Origin of the sequence: Actinomadura meyerae, assembly GCF_900188445.1 — a bacterium.
GTDB lineage: Bacteria > Actinomycetota > Actinomycetes > Streptosporangiales > Streptosporangiaceae > Spirillospora > Spirillospora meyerae.
Genome location: NZ_FZOR01000015.1, coordinates 154,148 through 172,313, shown reverse-complemented (window position 1 = coordinate 172,313; position 18,166 = coordinate 154,148). Strand labels below are relative to the sequence as shown.

The 18,166-nt window shown below is 72.6% G+C and carries 15 protein-coding genes; 6 read left to right on the top strand and 9 right to left on the bottom strand.

The window, feature by feature from the left end; genetic code table 11:
* The first annotated feature begins 102 nt into the window (after positions 1-102).
* Both CHF16_RS17750 and CHF16_RS17745 read left to right on the top strand, forming a co-directional pair.
* Positions 103-438 carry an ATP-binding protein gene (locus CHF16_RS17750; RefSeq protein ID WP_218826709.1) on the top strand — a complete coding sequence of 112 codons (336 nt, stop codon included), beginning with the start codon at positions 103-105 and terminating at the stop codon, positions 436-438.
* 36 nt (positions 439-474) lie between these two features.
* Positions 475-1,224 carry a hypothetical protein gene (locus CHF16_RS17745; RefSeq protein ID WP_089327153.1) on the top strand — a complete coding sequence of 250 codons (750 nt, stop codon included), beginning with the start codon at positions 475-477 and terminating at the stop codon, positions 1,222-1,224.
* A gap of 1 nt (position 1,225) precedes the next feature.
* Here CHF16_RS17745 and CHF16_RS17740 read toward each other — a convergent pair whose 3' ends face one another.
* Both CHF16_RS17740 and CHF16_RS17735 read right to left on the bottom strand, forming a co-directional pair.
* Positions 1,226-2,200, bottom strand: coding sequence for a DUF1152 domain-containing protein (locus CHF16_RS17740; protein WP_218826708.1), 975 nt, complete (start codon positions 2,198-2,200; stop codon positions 1,226-1,228).
* A 148-nt stretch (positions 2,201-2,348) separates the two neighbouring features.
* On the bottom strand, positions 2,349-4,034 hold the full coding sequence (locus tag CHF16_RS17735; protein WP_089327152.1) for an LLM class flavin-dependent oxidoreductase: 1,686 nt from the start codon (positions 4,032-4,034) through the stop codon (positions 2,349-2,351).
* 127 nt (positions 4,035-4,161) lie between these two features.
* Between CHF16_RS17735 and CHF16_RS17730 the strand changes: the two genes are divergently transcribed.
* Complete coding sequence (locus tag CHF16_RS17730) at positions 4,162-5,193, top strand: CaiB/BaiF CoA transferase family protein (RefSeq protein WP_089327151.1); 1,032 nt, start codon at positions 4,162-4,164, stop codon at positions 5,191-5,193.
* Positions 5,194-5,235: 42 nt separating this feature from the next.
* Positions 5,236-8,130, top strand: a complete 2,895-nt coding sequence (locus CHF16_RS41875) for a helix-turn-helix transcriptional regulator (protein WP_089327150.1) — start codon at positions 5,236-5,238, stop codon at positions 8,128-8,130.
* Positions 8,131-8,518: 388 nt separating this feature from the next.
* Here CHF16_RS41875 and CHF16_RS17720 read toward each other — a convergent pair whose 3' ends face one another.
* Positions 8,519-9,352 (bottom strand): class I SAM-dependent methyltransferase, encoded by an 834-nt coding sequence (locus tag CHF16_RS17720; RefSeq protein ID WP_089327149.1) that lies wholly within the window; start codon positions 9,350-9,352, stop codon positions 8,519-8,521.
* Positions 9,353-9,634: 282 nt separating this feature from the next.
* Positions 9,635-11,569, bottom strand: a complete 1,935-nt coding sequence (locus tag CHF16_RS17715) for an acyl-CoA dehydrogenase family protein (protein ID WP_089327148.1) — start codon at positions 11,567-11,569, stop codon at positions 9,635-9,637.
* A 160-nt stretch (positions 11,570-11,729) separates the two neighbouring features.
* On the opposite strand from CHF16_RS17715, the gene CHF16_RS17710 reads away from it, so the two are divergent.
* Positions 11,730-12,452, top strand: a complete 723-nt coding sequence (locus tag CHF16_RS17710) for an IclR family transcriptional regulator (protein WP_245868706.1) — start codon at positions 11,730-11,732, stop codon at positions 12,450-12,452.
* A gap of 95 nt (positions 12,453-12,547) precedes the next feature.
* On the opposite strand, the gene CHF16_RS17705 is transcribed toward CHF16_RS17710, so the two are convergent.
* Together CHF16_RS17705 and CHF16_RS17700 are read right to left on the bottom strand one after the other, a co-directional pair.
* Entirely contained in the window at positions 12,548-13,624 is a 1,077-nt protein-coding gene (locus CHF16_RS17705) for an ABC transporter permease subunit (protein WP_089327146.1), read from the bottom strand.
* Positions 13,621-14,382 carry an ATP-binding cassette domain-containing protein gene (locus CHF16_RS17700; protein ID WP_245868703.1) on the bottom strand — a complete coding sequence of 254 codons (762 nt, stop codon included), beginning with the start codon at positions 14,380-14,382 and terminating at the stop codon, positions 13,621-13,623. The genes CHF16_RS17705 and CHF16_RS17700 overlap by 4 nt, the downstream gene beginning before the upstream one ends.
* Positions 14,383-14,644: 262 nt before the next feature.
* Here CHF16_RS17700 and CHF16_RS17695 point away from each other — a divergent pair, with 262 nt between their 5' ends.
* Entirely contained in the window at positions 14,645-16,210 is a 1,566-nt protein-coding gene (locus CHF16_RS17695; RefSeq protein WP_179271575.1) for a recombinase family protein, read from the top strand.
* Between the two features lie 87 nt (positions 16,211-16,297).
* On the opposite strand, the gene CHF16_RS17690 is transcribed toward CHF16_RS17695, so the two are convergent.
* The 3 genes from CHF16_RS17690 to CHF16_RS42190 all read right to left on the bottom strand — a co-directional run bounded on the left by CHF16_RS17690 (position 16,298) and on the right by CHF16_RS42190 (position 16,972).
* The gene (locus CHF16_RS17690; protein WP_089327144.1) at positions 16,298-16,483 is read right to left on the bottom strand and encodes a hypothetical protein; all 186 of its coding nucleotides are present in this window, start codon (positions 16,481-16,483) and stop codon (positions 16,298-16,300) included.
* A 133-nt stretch (positions 16,484-16,616) separates the two neighbouring features.
* Positions 16,617-16,820, bottom strand: coding sequence for a BRO-N domain-containing protein (locus tag CHF16_RS42195; RefSeq protein WP_425427497.1), 204 nt, complete (start codon positions 16,818-16,820; stop codon positions 16,617-16,619).
* Positions 16,790-16,972, bottom strand: a complete 183-nt coding sequence (locus CHF16_RS42190) for a BRO-N domain-containing protein (protein WP_218826707.1) — start codon at positions 16,970-16,972, stop codon at positions 16,790-16,792. The genes CHF16_RS42195 and CHF16_RS42190 overlap by 31 nt, the downstream gene beginning before the upstream one ends.
* Between the last annotated feature and the right edge of the window lie 1,194 nt (positions 16,973-18,166).

Below are 18,166 nucleotides of genomic sequence, written 5' to 3'. Positions count from 1 at the left end.
CAAGCTCCGCTGCAGCCCCAGCAAGGCCGGCCACCTGGTCAAGGCCATCGCCGTCCTACAGAACTACGAGGTCACCCGAGGATGAAAAAGGGTCAGTGGGGGGTGGCGGAGGAGACCGTGCAGGACGCCGTCCTGGTGGCTTCTGAGCTGCTCACCAATGCCGTGCGCGCCACGCGGGGCCGGCCGGTGTCGTTGCGGCTGGCGCTGGCCGAGGACGGCCTTCGGGTGGAGGTCTGGGACACGTCGCCGGTGCGTCCGAAGGGGACGGCGCCGGACCTCTCGATGCCGGAAACGCCGGTGCCCGACGAGGCTCCCGATCCCGGCGGCTGGGGTCTGGGGATTGTCGAATTCCTCTCCAAGGAGCACGGCGTCCGGGCGGAGTTCGAGGGGAAGACCGTGTGGGCGCTCCTGAGAACCCGGTTCCGCCCGTCGGGCTGAAAGTGAGCTTCGCTCCGGGCGGGGAAGGTTCCTCCCGTGGGGGACTGGTTCACGCGGGAGATCTCGGACACCGGGCGGCTCCGGCTGTTCTGCTTCCTGCTGGCCTTCATCGCGGGGTTCCTGTTCATCCGGTTCAGCGTGCGGATGATCCGGCGGCAGGTGCGGTGGTGGCCCGGCAACGTGACGCCGGGCGGGCAGCACATCCACCACGTCGTGTTCGGTCTGGTGTTCATGTGCGTCGGCGGGGTGACCGGGCTCCTCGTCCAGGACGACTCGTCCTGGCCGGCGGTGGCCTCCGCGTCCGTGTTCGGGATCGGGACGGCCCTGGTCCTGGACGAGTTCGCGCTCGTCCTGCACCTGGAGGACGTCTACTGGAGCGAGCAGGGCCGCCTGTCGGTCGAGGTCGTGTTCATCACGATCGCGCTGTGCGGCCTCCTTCTGCTGGGTCTGAAGCCCCTGGGCGTGGACGACGTGGCAGGGGACGCGCTCTGGGTGATCGTCGTCGCCATCGCGTTCAACCTGTGCCTGGCCGTGGTCTCGCTGCTCAAGGGCAAGCTCTGGACGGGCCTCCTCGGCCTGTTCGTCGGCATCGTCGGGCTCGTCGGGCTCGTCGGGGCCGTGCGGCTGGCCCGGCCCGGGTCGCCGTGGGCGCGGCGCAGGTACCGGCCGGGGTCGCGCAAGGAGCGGCGGGCGCAGGTGCGCGAGCGCCGGTACCGGCGGCCCGTGCAGCGGCTCGGCGACCGGCTCGGCGACCTCATCGCCGGCCGCCCGTCGATCAGGCCGTAGCTCAGTGCGGGTACTGCCGGGGCGGCCGCGCGCGGACCTCGTACCGGAACCCGTCGATGATCGAGGCGATCTGGCGCATGAGCCGGGTGCCCTCAAGGCGGTCGAGGTAGAGGGAGCGGCGGGCCAGGCCGTCCAGGTCGACCGCGAAGTACACCGCCATCAGCGGGTTGATGAACAGTTCGCTGCCGCGCGTCCGGGACGTGACGTGGACGTCGCCGAACCGGCCCTGGACGGCGGCGGCGATCGAGCCGTTCACGATGCTCGGGCGCATGGGCGACGCCGCCTGCGCGAACTCGACGGCGTCCAGGTAGAGCGCCGCCTCGCGGCTGTCGCGGGGGATGGACAGCGCGCCCAGGTAGGAGCCGTCGGCGGTCAGGGCCGCGAGGTTCTCCAGGACGAGGGAGTGGCTGACGCCGTGGTAGGCGTCGACGCCGAAGCCCAGGGAGACGACGATCTTCTCGGGGACGTCCAGGCCGTGGACGGCGGCGAGGCTCGCCATGTCCTCCACCGGGGTGCCGAGGCCGGCCTCGTCGCCGCGCATGAAGATGTCGGTGCCGCCGTCCACGAGGACGATCGCGTCCAGCCCGAGCCGGTCGGCCAGGTACCGGTACGCCTCGCGGAGCGGCTCGACGCCGACCTTCGGGAACGCGTAGACGGTCGAAGGCAGGCCGTGCAGGTCGAGCCACCGCGCCAGCGCGCCTTCGGGGAAGTAGTCGTCGCGGCCGGGAGTCTCGGGGGCCACGGCGGCGACGTTCTGTTCCACCCAGGTGTCGGACGGAAGCCCGTACAGGGCGCTGAACGACAGGTTGGCCAGGTGGACGTCCTTTCCGTCCGCCTGGAGGGCGAGGGCTAAGGGAAGACCCGCGTAGACGTCGAAGCCGCCGCCCGCGCCCGCGACGAGAATGCGGCGGGCCTTCTTCAGACGCGTGAACAGTGGGGGTTCCTGGAGGGAGAACACCACGCGACGGTAAGGCATCGCGGGTGAATGTGATCGAGGTTTTTCGGGGGAGCGCGAACTCTCGCGGGGGGTGTGGACGTCTGACTATGTGGTGGCCGTGGTCATCGGGGGACTACGGCCACCACTGAGCATTCGCGGTCAGTACTTCGCGGTCTGTACTTCGCGGTCAGTACGGGGACGGGCCGCCGAACATCTCGCTGAGCCGCGGCGCCAGGTCGTAGTCGCCGCGCAGTTCCAGGCGGCCGTCCATGAGGAGCGTCGCCGGGTTGGCGTCGCCGGCGATGATCCGCAGGAAGTCCGCCGTCTTCACCGTGAGGGTGAGGGACGGGTCGTCCGCCGGGCCCGGGTGGGCGCGGGCTCTGGACTTGCCGAGGACGAGCGTCCAGGTGGTGCGGGTCAGGCGGAACTCCAGCTCGCCGGTGAAGCCGCCGGCCGCGGACGGGTCGTAGGCGCGGGCCATGCCCGCGAAGAAGAGGCGCTGCGCGCTCGGGCCGAAGCGGCGTTCGATCTGCTCGTCGGTCCGGCCGTGGACGAGCCGGTAGAAGCCCTGCCGGAACCGGCGGCGGCTCGCGGCGCGGACGTCCTCGCGGAGCGGCCGCCGGGACCGGTGCGCGCGGGCGACCTCCGCGTCCTCGTCGATGCGGTAGCCGGGCGGCGCCGTCCGGGCCGGGGTGCGGCGGGCGAGCGCCGCCTCGATCGCGGGGGCGAGCCGCTCCGCCTTGGCCGCCTCGCGCTCCTCGCGGCCCTCGGTGAAGTGCGGCAGGACGGCCGTGCCGAACAGTTCGAGCGACTCGCAGATGTGCTCGTGCCGGTTCGGCCCCGACTGCAGGACGAACGCGATCTGGTCGACGCCCGCCGACTCGTACCGCCGGATCAGGTCGATGACCTGCGCGGGCGTGCCGACGGCGCCGCGCAGCGAGCCGATGTTGACGTTGAGGGTCCCGGCGCCGGCGATGATCTGCTCGCGGGAGAGGCCGCGCGCGTCGCGGTGGGCCTGGAACTCCTCCCAGACGTTCGTCCGGCCCGGGTCGTGCGGTGTCGGGCCGTAGTAGTGCGCGAGGGCGAACGCGAAGAAGTGCGCGCCGTCGATGCCGCGGTCGATCGCGGTGGCCTCGTCCTCGTGCAGCATCATCGGCAGGACGACGGTCACGTTCGGGTTCACCGCGAAGCCCGCCGGGACGCACTCCTCGGAGGCGATGATGCGGTAGTACTCGTCGACCCACTTGCCGGCGTCCTCGGGTTCGACGAAGGAGAACGACAGGGCGCCGACGCCGTTGCGGGCCGCGAACTCGATCGTCTCCCGGCGCGAGCACGCCACCCACAGCGGCGGGTGCGGCTTCTGGACCGGCTTCGGCAGCACGTTGCGGGGCGGCATCCGGACGTGGTCGGACGACCAGCCGGCGAAGGGCTCCTCGACGAACATCCGGGTGACGGCGTCGACGGCGTCCTGCCACTGGGCGCGCTTCTCGGTGCGCCGCACCCCGAACCCGCCGAGCTCGGCGCTCGAACTGGACTCGCCCGTCCCGAACTCGACCCGGCCGTTGGAGACGAGGTCGAGCGTCGCGATGCGCTCGGCGATCCGCGCGGGGTGGTTCACCGCGGGCGGCATCTGGACGATCCCGTGCCCGAGCCGGATCCGCTTCGTCCGCTGCGACGCGGCGGCGAGGAACACCTCCGGCGCGGACGAGTGCGAGTACTCCTCCAGGAAGTGGTGCTCGACCTCCCAGACGCAGTCGAAGCCGACCCGGTCGGCGATCTCCACCTGGTCCAGCGCGTCCTGGTAGAGCCGCTGCTCCTGCCCGTCCAGCCAGGGCCGCGGCAGCTGGTGCTCGTAGAAGAGTGAGAACCGCATCGGTGACCACCTCCCGGCCAGCCTTACCCCGATCGGACGGCCCGTCAACGGCGACCAAGCGCTCGCTTGACGCTGCCCGGCGGCACCCGGCACGGTGATCGCGACGACCCCGCGCGAGAGGAGCCCCATGGCGCCGCTGGACGGACTGCGCGTCCTCGACCTGACGATGTGGCGGCCCGGCCCGTACGCCACGCAGCTGCTCGCCCAGTTGGGCGCGGACGTGATCAAGGTGGAGCCGCCGGGCGGGGAGCCGATGCGGATGTTCCGCGACCACTTCGACGTCCTCAACCGGAACAAGCGCAGCGTCGTCCTCGACCTGAAGTCCGCGGACGGCCGCGCGGAGCTGGCGCGGCTCGCCGCGGACGCCGAGGTCGTCGTCGAGGGGTTCCGGCCCGGCGTGGCCGACCGCCTGGGCGCCGGCCACGAGGCGCTCCGCGCGCTCAACCCGCGGCTCGTCTACTGCTCGATCTCCGGCTACGGGGCGGACGGGCCGCTGGCGGACGTCCCCGGCCACGACATCAACTACCGGGCCTACGCCGCCGCGCTGCCCCCGGACGCCGTCTCCCCGGAGGCCGACGACCTGCCCCTCGCGGACATGGCGGCCGCCACGATGGCCGCGTTCGCGATCACCGCGGCGGTGCTGGCGGCCCGCGCCACCGGGATCGGGGACCGCATCGACCTCGGCATGGCGGACGTCCTGGCGCACTGGACCGGTACCGTCCCGGCGGCGACGCGCAGCTCGGGCGCCGGCCCCGTCCCCGGCTACGGCGTCTACCCGACGCGGGACGGCCGCAAGATCACGCTGGGCGTGGTGTCGGAGGAGCGGCTGTGGGCGGCGACCTGCCGCGCGCTGGGGATCGAGGAGCACGCCGGCGTCCCGTTCGCCGAGCGGCTGGGGCGCATCGCCGAGCTGGACGGGGCGGTCAGCGCGGCCGTGGCGAAGCTCACGCGGGACGAGGCCGTCGAGCGGCTGACCGCGGCCGGCGCCCCCGTCGCGCCCCTCCTCTCCCACGCGGAGATGCTCGCGCTCGACCACTTCGCGCACCGGAAAGTGCAGGAAGAAGGGCCTGTCCGGACGACCGTGCACCCGCCGGTCAAGGGCGGGGCCGCACCCGAGGCCGACGAGCACCGGGGCGAGACCTGGCGTCTCACGGGCTGAAATTCGGGTGGGATCGTCCGCCCTTTTTGGCATGCTGGGTGCGTGAACGCGCGTGGCATATGTCCTGCTTTGGTCGGCCGGGCGGTGGAGCTGGCGGCCCTGCGGGACGCCCTCGCCGACGCCCCCGGCGCCGTCCTCGTCGGCGGCGACGCCGGGCTGGGCAAGACGCGCCTGGTCAAGGAGTTCGCCCGGTCCGTGGCGGGCGAGGCGAAGGTCCTGGTCGGAGGCTGCTTGGAGCTCGGCTCCGACGGCCTGCCGTTCGCGCCGTTCACCACCGTGCTGCGCGGCCTCGTCCGGGAGATCGGCATCGACGGCGTCGCGGCGCTCGTCCCGCGCGGCGACACCGGCGGCCTCGCCCGGCTGCTGCCGGAGTTCGGCGAGCCGGAGTCCGACGCCGCGTCCGGCGAGGAGCGCGCCCGGCTGTTCGAGGTCGTGCTGTCGCTGCTGGAGCGGCTCGCCGAGCGCGGCCCCGTCGTGCTCGTCATCGAGGACGCCCACTGGGCCGACCGCTCCACCCGCGACCTGCTGGCCTTCCTCGTGCGCAACCTCGGCCGCGGCCCGGTGCTGGTCGTGCTGACCTACCGGACGGACGAGCTGCACCGCACCCATCCGCTGCGGCAGCTCCTCGCCGGGCTGGAGCGGCTCGACCGGGTCCGCCGCACCGACCTCGGCAAGCTGAGCCGCGCCGACGTGTCCGCCCTCGTCGCCGAGCTGCTCGGCCAGGACCCGCCGCCCGGCCTCGTCGAGCGGATCGAGGCGCGCAGCGAGGGCAACCCGCTGTTCATCGAGGCGCTGCTCGACGACGACGGCGGGCTGGCGTGCGAGCTGCCCGAGTCGCTGCGCGACCTGCTGCTCGCCGGGGTGCAGCGGCTCCCCGACGAGACGCAGGACGTCCTGCGGGACGCGAGCGGCAGCAGCACCCGCATCGAGCACGCGCTGCTCGCCGCCGTGACCGGGCTCGGCGACGCCGCGCTGACCCGCGTCCTGCGGCCCGCCGTCGCCGCCAACGTCCTGGTCGTGGACGGCGACGGGTACGCGTTCCGGCACGCGCTGATCCGCGAGGCCATCCACGACGACCTGCTGCCGGGCGAGCACACCCGCCTGCACAAGCGCTACGCCGAGACCCTGGAGCAGAACCCGTCCCTGGTCTCCGCCGGGCGGCTGTGGGTCGAGCTGAGCTACCACTGGAAGCAGGCCCACGACAGCACGTGGGCGCTGGTCGCGGCCTGGCGCGCCGCCGGTGAGGCCCGCAAGGCGCTCGCCCACGCCGAGTGCCTGGCGATGCTCGAACGCGTCCTCACGCTCTGGGACCTCGTCCCCGACGCCGTGGAGCGCATCGAGGCCGACTTCGTCAAGGTGCTCATGGACGCCGCGACCGCCGCCGACCTCGCCGGGGAGTACGACCGCGGCATCAAGCTCGTCACCGCCGCGCTCAAGGAGGTCGAGGCCGCCGGCGGCGAGCGCGACGACGAGTGCTGGGCGACGCTCCTCGTGCTGCGCGCCCGGATGCGGTACCAGATGGCGCGGCCCGGCTTCGTCGACGACCTGCGCGCCGCCATCCGGGCGCTGCCCGCCGAGCCGCCGACCGTGCTGCGCGCGCGGGCGCTGTCGATGCTCGGCAACTACGTGCGCGTCACCACCGAGATCGGCGCGGCCCGCGACGCGGCGGAGGAGTCCCTGTCGGTCGCGCGCCGGCTCGGCGACCCGCTCGCGGAGGCGGAGGCGCTCATCACCCGGTACTGCGCCGACACCGACTACGAGAACGACGCCGGCCTCGCCGAGATCGAGGCGACCGCGCGGCGCTCCGGCAACCACCAGGTGCTGCTGCGCTACTACGTGATCAAGTCGCATTTCCTGGAGGGCGCCGGCCGGCACGCCGAGGCCGCCGCGGTCGCGGCGCGCGGCAAGGAGCTGGCCCGCGAGTACGGGGTGGCCCGCACCCAGGGCACGTTCCTGTGCATCAACCAGGCCGAGCCGCTGGTCTCGCTCGGCCGGTGGGACGAGGCCATGGCCGAGATGAATTACGCGCTCGCGCAGGACCCGGCCATCACCACCCGGACGTCGCTGCTCGTCCTGACCGGCTGGGTGGCGCTGGCCCGCGGCGACCTCGCGACCGCGCGGGAGCGGCTCGCGACGTCCCGCGACATCAAGAAGCTGAAGGCCGAGTGGCTGAAGACGCAGGACTACTTCGCCACGCTGTGGCTGGAGGCGAACCTCGCGCTGGCCGAGGGGCGTCCCGCCGCCGCGCTGGACGCGGTCCGGCCCGTCCTGGAGCAGGCGGGCATGCCCGACGACGCGCGCTATGCCTGGCCGGTACTCGTCGCGGGGGCCGCCGCGTGCGCCTGGCTGGGCGACGCCGCGGCCGGCGAGCTGGCCCGGATCGAGGAGCGGGCCGCCGGGCTGGGCGCGAGCGGGCCGCTGCAGCGCGCCTACCGCCGCACGTTCGCCGCCGAGGCCGCCCGCGCCCGCGGCGTCCTCGACCCGGCCGCCTGGCAGGAGGCCGCCGCCGCGTGGGAGGAGCTCGCCAACCCCTACGCGCGGGCCCGCTCCCTGCTCCGGTACGCGGAGGCGCTGCTCGCGAGCGGCGACCACGAGGCGGCGTCGGACGCGCTGGGCACCGCCGCCGCGCTCGCCGACGAGCTGCGGGCGCCGCTGCTCGCCGCCGACATCGCCGAACTGAGGCGCCGGGTCCGGTCGCCGCGCCGCGGCGACGCGTCCGGGCCGCTCGGGCTGACGCCCCGCGAGTTCGAGGTGCTGCGGCTGGTGGCGGAGGGCCGCAGCAACCGCGACATCGCCGAGGCCCTGTTCATCTCCGTGAAGACGGCGAGCGTCCACGTGTCGAACATCCTCGGCAAGCTGGAGGTCGCGAACCGCGGCGAGGCCGCCGCGACCGCGCACCGGCTGCGGCTGTTCGCCGCGCCGAAGACCCCCGCCTGACGCGCAGCGGGCCCGTGTTCCCAGCCCGTGTTCCCGCCCCGTGTTCCCAGCCCGTGACTCCGGCTCGTGATTCGGTGGCGGGGGACCTCCCCTCCCGGATCCCCCGCCCCGAACCGTCGGACCACACGGGAACATCGTGGCCGGCCGGCCGGGGTACGGCCCGCGGAAGCAGGCGGTGCTCCACCGTCCGGAGAGACGGCCCGTGACCCGTCCGGCCACTGTCCAGTGTGGTGGTCCGGGGCCCCCGGCGGCGCGCGAGACATGCCTTGGGGAGCGACAGAAAAAAGCGACGGTGCCGAGCCGCGTTCCGTGACCCGGCACCATCGCCCGCGGGCACGCGGCCCGCGTCAGTGCGGCATGCGCCGGCGCGGCGCGCCGGCGCGGCGCGTCAGCGCGGGACGCGCGCGACGCAGAACACCGTCTGCCCGAACGGCGGGCGGACGAAGCGTTCGATGGTGCGGGTGACCGGCACGACCGTCCGGTCGTAGATCTTGACCAGCCGCGGGTCGGGGTAGCCGGCGCCGCCGCGGCGGACCGCGAACCACCAGGCGATGCCGCCGAGGAAGTTGATGGGCTTGAGCACCTCGGGGACGAGCCCCGCCTCCCGGACCGACGCCTCCAGCGTCTGCGGCGTGTACCGGGTGACGTGCCCGACCTTGCGGTCGAAGTCGCCGTAGAGCTGCATGTAGCCGGGCACCCAGATGACGATGCGGCCGCCGGGCTCGGTGACGGCGGCGAGGTCGCGCAGCGCCTGCACGTCGTCCTTGATGTGCTCCAGCACGTTCATCATGACGACCGTGTCGACCTTGCGCCGGATCTTGATCTCGGCGGGCAGCGCCAGGTCGATGACCTCGACGTCGTCGTTGCCGTCGTAGCGGCCGCGCAGCTCGCCGACGCAGTACGGGTCGTTGTCGCTGACGACGAGGTAGTCGAGCCGCCCCGCGAACTGCTCGGAGAAGTGCCCGAGGCCGGAGCCGACCTCCAGCATCGACCGGCCCACGTGCGGGGCGACGGTCTCGTACTCGTACTTGCGGTAGTTGCGGGCCTCGTCCCCGCCGAGGTGGTTCTCCAGCGCGCCCTCCCCGGCGGCGGGCTGGACGACGTCCCCGTCGGCGTTCACGTGCGGCGCGGGCCCGGCGGCCGGGGCGCCCTTCTTCGGGGCGCTGCCGAGCAGGCCGAGGAGGCTGCCCGCGATGGACTTCTTCTGACCAGGTGACTGCATACTTCCCGCTCGCTGGGTGCGTTGGCGTTCGGCTTCTCGTTCGCCGGATCCGTGTCCCGGCCTGCTCGGGGCCGGCCGATCTCTGGCGCGAAGGATCGGGTCAGTCTACCCATGCGTGCACGCCGGGCGTCCGTCAGTGACCGCGATGGCGGGCGCCCGGACGGCGTGTCGCCTGGTCGGCGCGCACCGGATCCAACCGCGAAGCCGGATCCAACTGCGAAGCCGGATCCAACTGCGAAGCCGGATCCAACTGCGAAGCCGGATCCGGCTGCGATACCGGATTCAGCCGATCGTCCGGTGCACGGTCTCCTTCGTGCTCGGCCCCGGCTCGGACGGCGCGATCCACGGGCCCGGGATCGACGGGTCGAGGACGCCCTGCTCCAGCCACGCGAAGTCGCCGGCGAGCACGGCCCGCGCCAGCTTCGCGTCCATCGCGTCGGTGTTGCGCCACAGCCCGTCGAACAGCTCGTCCACGCGGACCCGCGCCTGCTTGCAGAACGCGTCGGCGAGCAGCAGCGCCGACTTTCCGGGCGCCCCGTCCGAGAGGCCGCTCTCACCGGACGCGTCGGCGTGGGCGCGGACGCACACCGCGCTCATCGCGAACAGCTCGGCGCCGATGTCGACCATCCGGCCGAGGAACCCCTGCTTGCGCTCCAGGCCGCCCTGCCAGCGACCGGCCGCGTAGAAGACCGACCGGGCCAGCTTGCGGGACGCCCGCTCCACGTACCGCAGGTGCCGCGCGAGCACCCCGAACTCGGCGTAGGAGTTCGGCCGCTGCCCGGCGCCGGTGACGAGCGTCGGCAGCCAGCGCGCGTAGAACCCGCCGGCCTTCGCCGCGGCCCGCGCCCGGCGCGCGGGCGAGGCGTCCGGGTCGATGACGCCGCCGGCCGCCGACAGGTGCGCGTCCACCGCCTCGCGGGCGATGAGCAGGTGCATGATCTCGGTGGAGCCCTCGAAGATCCGGTTGATGCGCAGGTCGCGGACGAGCTGCTCCACCGGCACGCCGCGCTCGCCGCGCGCCGCGAGCGACTCCGCGGTCTCGTAGCCGCGGCCGCCGCGCAGCTGCATCAGGTCGTCCGCGACGCGGCACGCCATCTCCGACGACCACAGCTTCGCCAGCGCCGCCTCGATCCGGATGTCGTTCCGCTCGTCGTCGGCCAGCCGGCTCGACAGGTCGTGCATCGCCTCCATCGCGTACGCGGTCGCGGCGATGAACGCGACCTTGCGGGACACCGCCTCGTGCTCGCCGACCGGGCGGCCCCACTGCACCCGCTCGCGCGACCACTCGCGGGCGATCCGGGCGGCCCACTTGCCGCTCGCCGCGCACACCGCGGGCAGCGACAGCCGCCCGGTGTTCAGCGTCGTCAGCGCGATCTTCAGCCCGGCGCCCTCCGTGCCGATCAGGTTCGCCTTCGGGACGCGGACGTCGTGGAACCGGGTCACGCCGTTCTCGATGCCGCGCAGCCCCATGAACGCGTTGCGGTTCTCGACCGTGATGCCCGGCGTGCTCATGTCCACGACGAACGCGGAGATCCCGCCGCGGTGCCCGGCCGACTTCGGCACGCGCGCCATCACCACGACGAGGTCGGCGACGACGCCGTTCGTCGTCCACAGCTTGACGCCGTTGAGCAGGTAGTCGTCGCCGTCCGGGACGGCGGTGGCGCGCAGCCGGGCCGGGTCCGAGCCGACGTCGGGCTCGGTGAGCAGGAAGGCGCTGATCTGCCGGGCGCAGCGCGGCAGCCACTCGTCCTTCTGCTCCCGGGTGCCGAACAGCTTGACCGGCTGCGGGACGCCGATGGACTGGTGCGCCGACAGCAGCGCGCCGAGCGCCCCGCTCACCGAGCCGACGACCATCAGCGCGCGGCCGTAGTAGTACTGGCTGAGGCCGAGCCCGCCGTACTTCTCCGGGACCTTCATGCCGAGCGCCCCGAGGTCGCGCAGCCCGGCGATGACCTCGTCCGGGATGCGCGCCTCCCGCTCGATCAGCGCCGGGTCGATCCGGGTGGCGCAGAACTCGGTGAGCCGGGCGAGGAAGTCCTCGCCCTTGCGCCGCTGCTCGGCATCCGGACGCGGATGCGGGTGGATCAGGTCCAGCCGGAAGTCGCCGAGGAACAGCTGCTTGCCGAAGCTCGGCAGCCGCCACTCGCTCTCCCGCGCCTCTTCGGCGACCTTCCGGGCCGTCCGCTCGTCGACATGCGTATGCGTCTGCTGACTCATGGTGACCGCATTTCCCGTGACCGCATGGGGAAACTCCGGGCGTCCGCCGCCGGGAAGTGATCCAATGGACACGGACAGCGCCGAAGGCTCGACCAGATCGGACGAGAAGGGTGCACCGCGCGTCATGGGCGAGTCACGCAAACCGACTCTCATCGCCTCCGTGCAGCGTGCCCTCCATCTGATGGAGGCGGTGGCGTCGCATCCCGGCGGGGCGCCCGCCAAGCAGCTCGCCCGGGAGGCGCGGCTCCCGCTCGCCACCACCTACCACCTGCTGCGCACCCTCGCCCACGAGGGCTACGCGACCCGCCTCCCGGACGGCGTCTGGGTGCTCGGCGAGCGCGTCGGCACCCTGCACGGGCAGAGCCGGGCGCAGCAGCTGCTCGCCCGGCTCCGGCCCTCCCTCACCGCCCTGCGCGACGACCTCGGCGCCGCCGCCTACTTCGGCATGCAGGTGGACGACGAGATCCGCCTCATCGACATCGCCGACGGCCCCCGCACGCCGCGCGTCGACCTCTCGATCGGGTTCGAGGACGCCGCGCACGCCACCGCGATCGGCAAGTGCGTGCTGAGCCAGCTCAGCGAGGAGCGCCGCCGCGACTACCTGTCCCGGCACCCGCTGGTCGACCTGACCCCGCACACCATCACCGAGCCGGCCCTGCTGCTGCGCTCCCTGCGGACGCCGGGCGGCCTGCTGCTCGACCGCGAGGAGTACGCGCTCGGCACCGGCTGCGCGGCCGTCCCGGTGACGGACGCGTCGGGCGCGGTGACCGGCGCCCTCGCGGTCTCCTGCCGGCCGGCGCGGCTGGGCCGCATCGAGCGGTCCGCGCACCGCCTGCGCGCGGCCGCCGAGCGGATCCAGCGCACGCTGACCCTCTCCGGCTGAAGCTCGCCCGGGAGCCGGAGCCGTCCGGGAACTGAGCCGTCCGGGAGCCCGAGGCCGCGAAGGAACCGGAGCCCGCGAAGGAACCGGTGCCCGCCTCAGCTGAGGCGGCGGCGCGTCCAGTGGAAGCAGAGGCCGCAGAGCCCGAGGGTGAGGACGGCGAACAGTCCCGTCTCGGCCCACTGCAACGGCCAGAAGCGGCTCGCGGGGTGGTAGACCACCTGCTGCTTGTAGCCGAGCCGCGCGATCTCGGTGAAGCACTTCTCGGGGGGACCGCCGGGAGGCTCCGGCACCCCGGGCTTCCCTTCCGCCCCCGGCTTCGGTGGGGGCGGGGGCTCCGGCGCCGCCGGGGCACAGGCTCCCGCGAGCAGGGCGGCGGGCAGGGCGGCCTTCCGCCCGGACGCGTCGACCGTGTGGTTGCCGAGCGTCCACGCCCCCGGCGCGGCGCCGGTCTGCACGGTCATCTCCTTGGCGCCCTGGTCCATCATCATCTGCGACAGGTTCTTCGAGGTGATCGTCACGGTCGCGGTCTCCGGCGGGATGAGGTGGGCGCGGACCCACAGCGGCATCGCGACCTGGACGGCGACGAACACGGCGAGCGTGATCGCCATGGCCGTCAGGGTGCGCCGGGTGAGGACGCCCGCGGTCACGCCGAGCGCGAACGCGAAGGCGGCGTACCCGATCGGGACGATGCCGTGCGCGCCGAACGCGACCGGCTCCATCCGCGGGAAGCGGTCGGCGATCGCCTCGTCCAGAGGGCCGGCCCACCAGTTCGCGGCGCGGACGGCGATCCCGGCGGCGGCCATCGCGGCCAGCCCGACGAGGCCGAGCTTGACGGCCAGCCAGCGGGTCCGCGTGATGCTCTGGCTCCACGCGAGCCGGTACGTGCCGGTCTCCAGCTCGCGGGCGATGAGCGGCGCTCCCCAGAAGAGGCCGATGAGGGCGGGCAGGGCCGTCACGAGCGCGATCAGGGCGCCGTACTCCATCTGGTGGTCGCGGAAGAACGTCCGGGCGAAGGTCGCGCAGGCGTCCTCCGAGCCGCAGGACGCGAGCCCCCGGTCGTAGGCGTCGGCCAGGCCGGGCCCGCTGACGGCGAGGAGGACGCCGAGGACGGCGAGCGCGCCGAACACCACCGCGGCCTGGACCCGGAACTGCCGGAACGTCAGCCAGATCATCGGATCGCCTCCAGCGCGGGACGGCTCGGGGCCTCGGTCATGTAGGCGAGGACGAGGTCCTCGATGCCGATCCGCCCGACCGTCCAGGCCGGGTCGTGGATCGGGCCGTCCGTCCGGACGACGTACGTGCTCTGCCGGTCGGTGTGGCTCTCGGACACGACGTGCTGGTCCGCCGGCAGCGTGTCCTTGCGCGGCCCGGTCAGCCGGTGATGGGTCGCGAGCAGGTCGTCGATGTCCCCGGCGACCCGGACGCGCGACTCCACGAGCACGATCAGGTAGTCGCAGGTCCGCTCCACGTCCGACACCAGGTGGGACGACAGGACGACGCTGAGCGAGTGCTCGGCGGCGGCCTCCATCAGGCCCTGCAGGAACTCGCGCCGGGCGAGCGGGTCGAGCGACGCGACGGGCTCGTCCAGGACCAGCAGCTCGGGGCGCTTGGCGATGCCGAGCGTCAGCGCCAGCTGGGCGCGCTGGCCGCCGGACAGCTTCCCGGCCCTGTGGTCTAAGGCGAGCCCGAGCCGCTCGACCCGCTCGCGCGCGAAGGCGTCGTCCCACCGCGGGTTGAGCCGGGCGCCGAGCTTCAGGTGGTCGCCGACGCTGAGCCCGGAGTACGTCGGCGTGTCCTGCGCGACGTAGCCGACCTTGGCGAGCTGCTCCGGCCCGGACGCCGGGCGGTCGCCGAGCACCCGGATGGTGCCGGCCGTCGGCGCGAGCTGGCCGACCGCCAGGTTCAGCAGCGTGCTCTTGCCCGCCCCCAAGGGTCTCCCAAGGCACCACACGGGAGAATGTACGATGATCAGCGAAAACGCCACGTACCGCATGGTGAGGGTTGGGGCAGGGCGCATGATCCACGCGACTACCGGGACGTCCGGGCGGACGCTCTGCGGTCGGTCCGCGTCGCACGCGTCCCACCTGGACGCCCCGACGTGCCGTCAGTGCGCGGACCGCATGCCCGTCCCGGCGGACGCGGTCACGGTCGAGATCGCGGAGCCTGCCCCGTCCGGCCGTGCCGTCCCCGCCGTGTCCGCCCGTGAGGCGGTCACGGTGAACGTGACCGGTGACGTCGCGGTGATCTACGTCCGTCTGTCCCGGGACTCTGATGACTCCACGTCGGTTGAGTCTCAGCGGGACATCTGCCGGACGTTCGCTGAGGCGCGCGGGTGGGAAGTGGCCGAGATCTGTGAAGACGTGGACGTGTCCGGCGCGACTCCGCTGGAAGACCGGCCCGGCATGGCGCGGGTGCTTGAGTACCTCGCGACCGGCCGCGTCCGGTACGTGCTCGCGTGGAAGCTGGACCGGTTCGCGCGCAGCATGATCGAGTTCGGCCGGTTCCTCGCCGCGTGCGACGCGGGAGGTAGCGAGGCTGTCACGACGGACGGGGTTCTTGCTCCGGGTGCTTCGCGCATGGCAGCGAAGATCATGGCGACCGTCGCGGAGATCGAACGGGACATGATCACGGACCGGATCCGCACGATGAAAGAGCGTCTCCGCAAGCGTGGCGCGTGGCCGGGCGGTATCCCGCCGTACGGGTACGCGGTGGAGTCGACGCCGGACGGGAAGCGGCTCATAGAGGACGCGGAGGCGGCGGCCCGGGTGCGGGACATTGTGTCCCGGGTTATCGACGGGGAACGTGTCGGCGGCATCGTGGACCGGCTGAACGCTGAGGGTGTCCCGTCCCCCGCCGCGCACGCTCGTATCCGTCAGGGGAAGGACCCGCGTAACAAGCGGACGGGCCGCATGCCCGCGTGGACGAACACGGCCGTTAAGGACCTGCTGACGTCCCCCGCGCTCACGGGCACTCTCATGCACAACGTGGGGACCCGTGACAAGCGCGTCATGCGCCCGGTTCTCGACGCGCAGGGACGCGCGGTCAAGGTCGGCCCGCCGCTGATCACGGACCGGGATCACGTGCGGGTGTGCGAGGTGATCGAAGCCCGCGCGGTCCCCCAGGGCAAGCGCGCTACGGACACGATGCTGCTGCACGTCGCCACGTGCCACGGGTGCGGCGGGTACCTGACCGCGAACGCGCGGAAGGACCGCCCGGGGGTCAGCTTGTACCGGTGCACCGCCAAGGGGTGCGAGGCTCGCGCGTCGATCCAGAACACGGCACTTGAGCCGTTCGTTGTGCGTACCGTGCTGGCACGGTTCGGCATGTGGCGGCCCCTGGTGAAGGTCGCTGAGGTCGCGGACGTGTCGGCGGAGATCGCCCGGGACACGGCGGCTGTCGAGTCGCTGAGCGAAGCTCTCGGGAAGCTGCCCGCCGGGGGTCCCGCGTGGAACGGCGTCATGGCTCAGCTCACCGCGACTAACGAGCGGCTCGCGGTGCTGACTGCTCAGCAGGAGGCGGCCGGTACGGCGGACTACGCCCCGGGGCCGCTGACGCTGTCTGAGCTGTGGGAGCGCGCGGAGACGGACGCGGACCGCCGTGAGTTGCTCCGTGAGTGGGGCGTTACGGCGGAGGTTTGGAAGGCGTCTCCGGACCGCCGGGACGTGGCGCGGCGGGTCAAGCTCAGCATCACCATGCCGCACGCAATGGACACGTCCCTTGAGTCGGACGACGTTGACCCGATGGAGTACGCCGCATAGCGCGGTGTGGTCTGACCGCGAAAGCCCCGGCCCCGTAAGGGTCCCGGGGCTTTCTGCCGTCTACGGCCGTCTGAGGGCCGCTGAGGGCTATGCGTCGCGGGTGATCTGCTCCGCTTCCGCGACGATCACGCCGAACGGGTCCGCCCCGATTGCGATGGACTCCGCGTGGAAAAGGGCGGTCGCGGATTCTGTCGCGCTGATCCGCCCGTCCGCGACGAGTTCGCCGAGGTGCTCCGTGTAGTAGTCCAAAAGCTGCGCGGTGGTGGCGTCCATGGCGTTCCCCGTTCTGTCTTGCGGTCGATTTCCAGGGGACCATAGCCCGGGAATCCGTCGGACGCCAAATGTGTGCAGCGCTGCACAAGAAAGGCTTACGCAAGTGACTTGCGCGCACCATTCCAGGGGTTCGCTAGTCGCCTTGCGGACCCATGCGTCCCGCCCCCTGGTCGCTGCGGGTGCTGCGCACCTTGTGACGCTCGGGGGCGGGGAGGACTTCCGAGGTAACCCACCGCTTGAACGCCCGCGCGGCGGGGAGCTTGCTACCGAAGACGAGCGCGTACATGCCGGACTCATTGAGCCCGGTCATGTGACGGACCCGGTTGCCCTCCGGAATCTGGAGGGTAGCCCCAAGGTCCCGGGGGTGCTCAGCAAGTGAGCCCCCTTTTCGTCGTCGTCCAGCATCCGGAGCGCGTTGCGTGCGCGGTCGTATCCCAGGATCCGGCACACGTCGGACGCCACGAACCACGGCGCTTCCGGGTCGCCCACCACCCTCACCGCGTAGCTAGCGGACTCGTCGGGGGTGGTCGCTCGCGTCCCGCTGGCGCTTCGCCGCGAAGTGCGTCCCGCATGCGTGCCTGTGCCTACGCGGCGAGAGCCCCCGAGAGCCCCTGTGAGCCCCCGAGAACATCCCGTGAGCGTCGCCCCCTGGTCGCTGGTCGGCCGGACGCGGGGATGCCCTCTCGGACGCCCCTGGCGGTGCCTGGCGCGCAAGCGCCCCGTGCGGCCCGGGGCGACGGCGCGTGACGCGGCGGGCCGTCCCTGCCCGGTCGGCGACACGTTAGCTGTGCTTCAGGGTCGGGTCGGGAACGTTCGGCAGAGCTACAGGGTGCGTCTCGGGTGGACGGGCGGGTCCGTCACCGAGATGACGAGTTGGTTTATAAGCCGACGCTGATACATCGAGGTAGGCGCGGTGGTCCGGCTGGCGGGTGACGACAGAGACATGATTTCTGTATTGCTGCTAACGCGCGTTAGAGCAATACAGATACAAGGTCTCTGTCGTCACCGCGTCACCTCCGCGTGCTGATCAGCGCTGCACAAGGCGGGAAGCTTGCTACCAAAGACGAGCGCGTACATGCCGGACTCGCTGACCAGCGACGTACGCCGGTTAACACCGTTCACGTTGTGGACACTGCCGAGTAGCCCCAAGGTCCCGGGGGTGCCGTGCTCGTCAGCGTCGAGAATCCGGGGGACATCGCGAGTCTCCGTTCCCAGGATCCGGCACACGTCGGACGGGCGGCGGGAACTTTCTCTGTGCTCCCGCGAACACTTCGGGTGTGACGGCACAGAACACTAGTGAGGACCCGCATCGCGAAGCGCCTTGCGGTCCGTGCCGGGTCCTTGAACGTCCCGCGATTTCGTGGGTCGGCTGCGTTTACCCATCGTGGCCCTTTCAGTGCCGACCCGCCCCCGCCTATCCGGATGGGGGCGGGTCGGTGTGCGGCTGTAGATGCCGCCCAGATGCTTCCTACGCCCCGCGCACGCTCGCACCGTGCCCGCGTATGGACCGGCCGCCGCTGGCCTCACAGCGGCAAACCAACGCCCCGTCCAGGGGACGCCCGTAGCTGGGTGCGAGCCAGCTATGCGGCGATTCCTGGGCGGGGCGTTTTTCGTGTCTGAGGCCCTTTGCGGTTCAGCCGCCGTCCCGGTCACGCGGGGAAGGGCACCCGGGACCCCCTGACG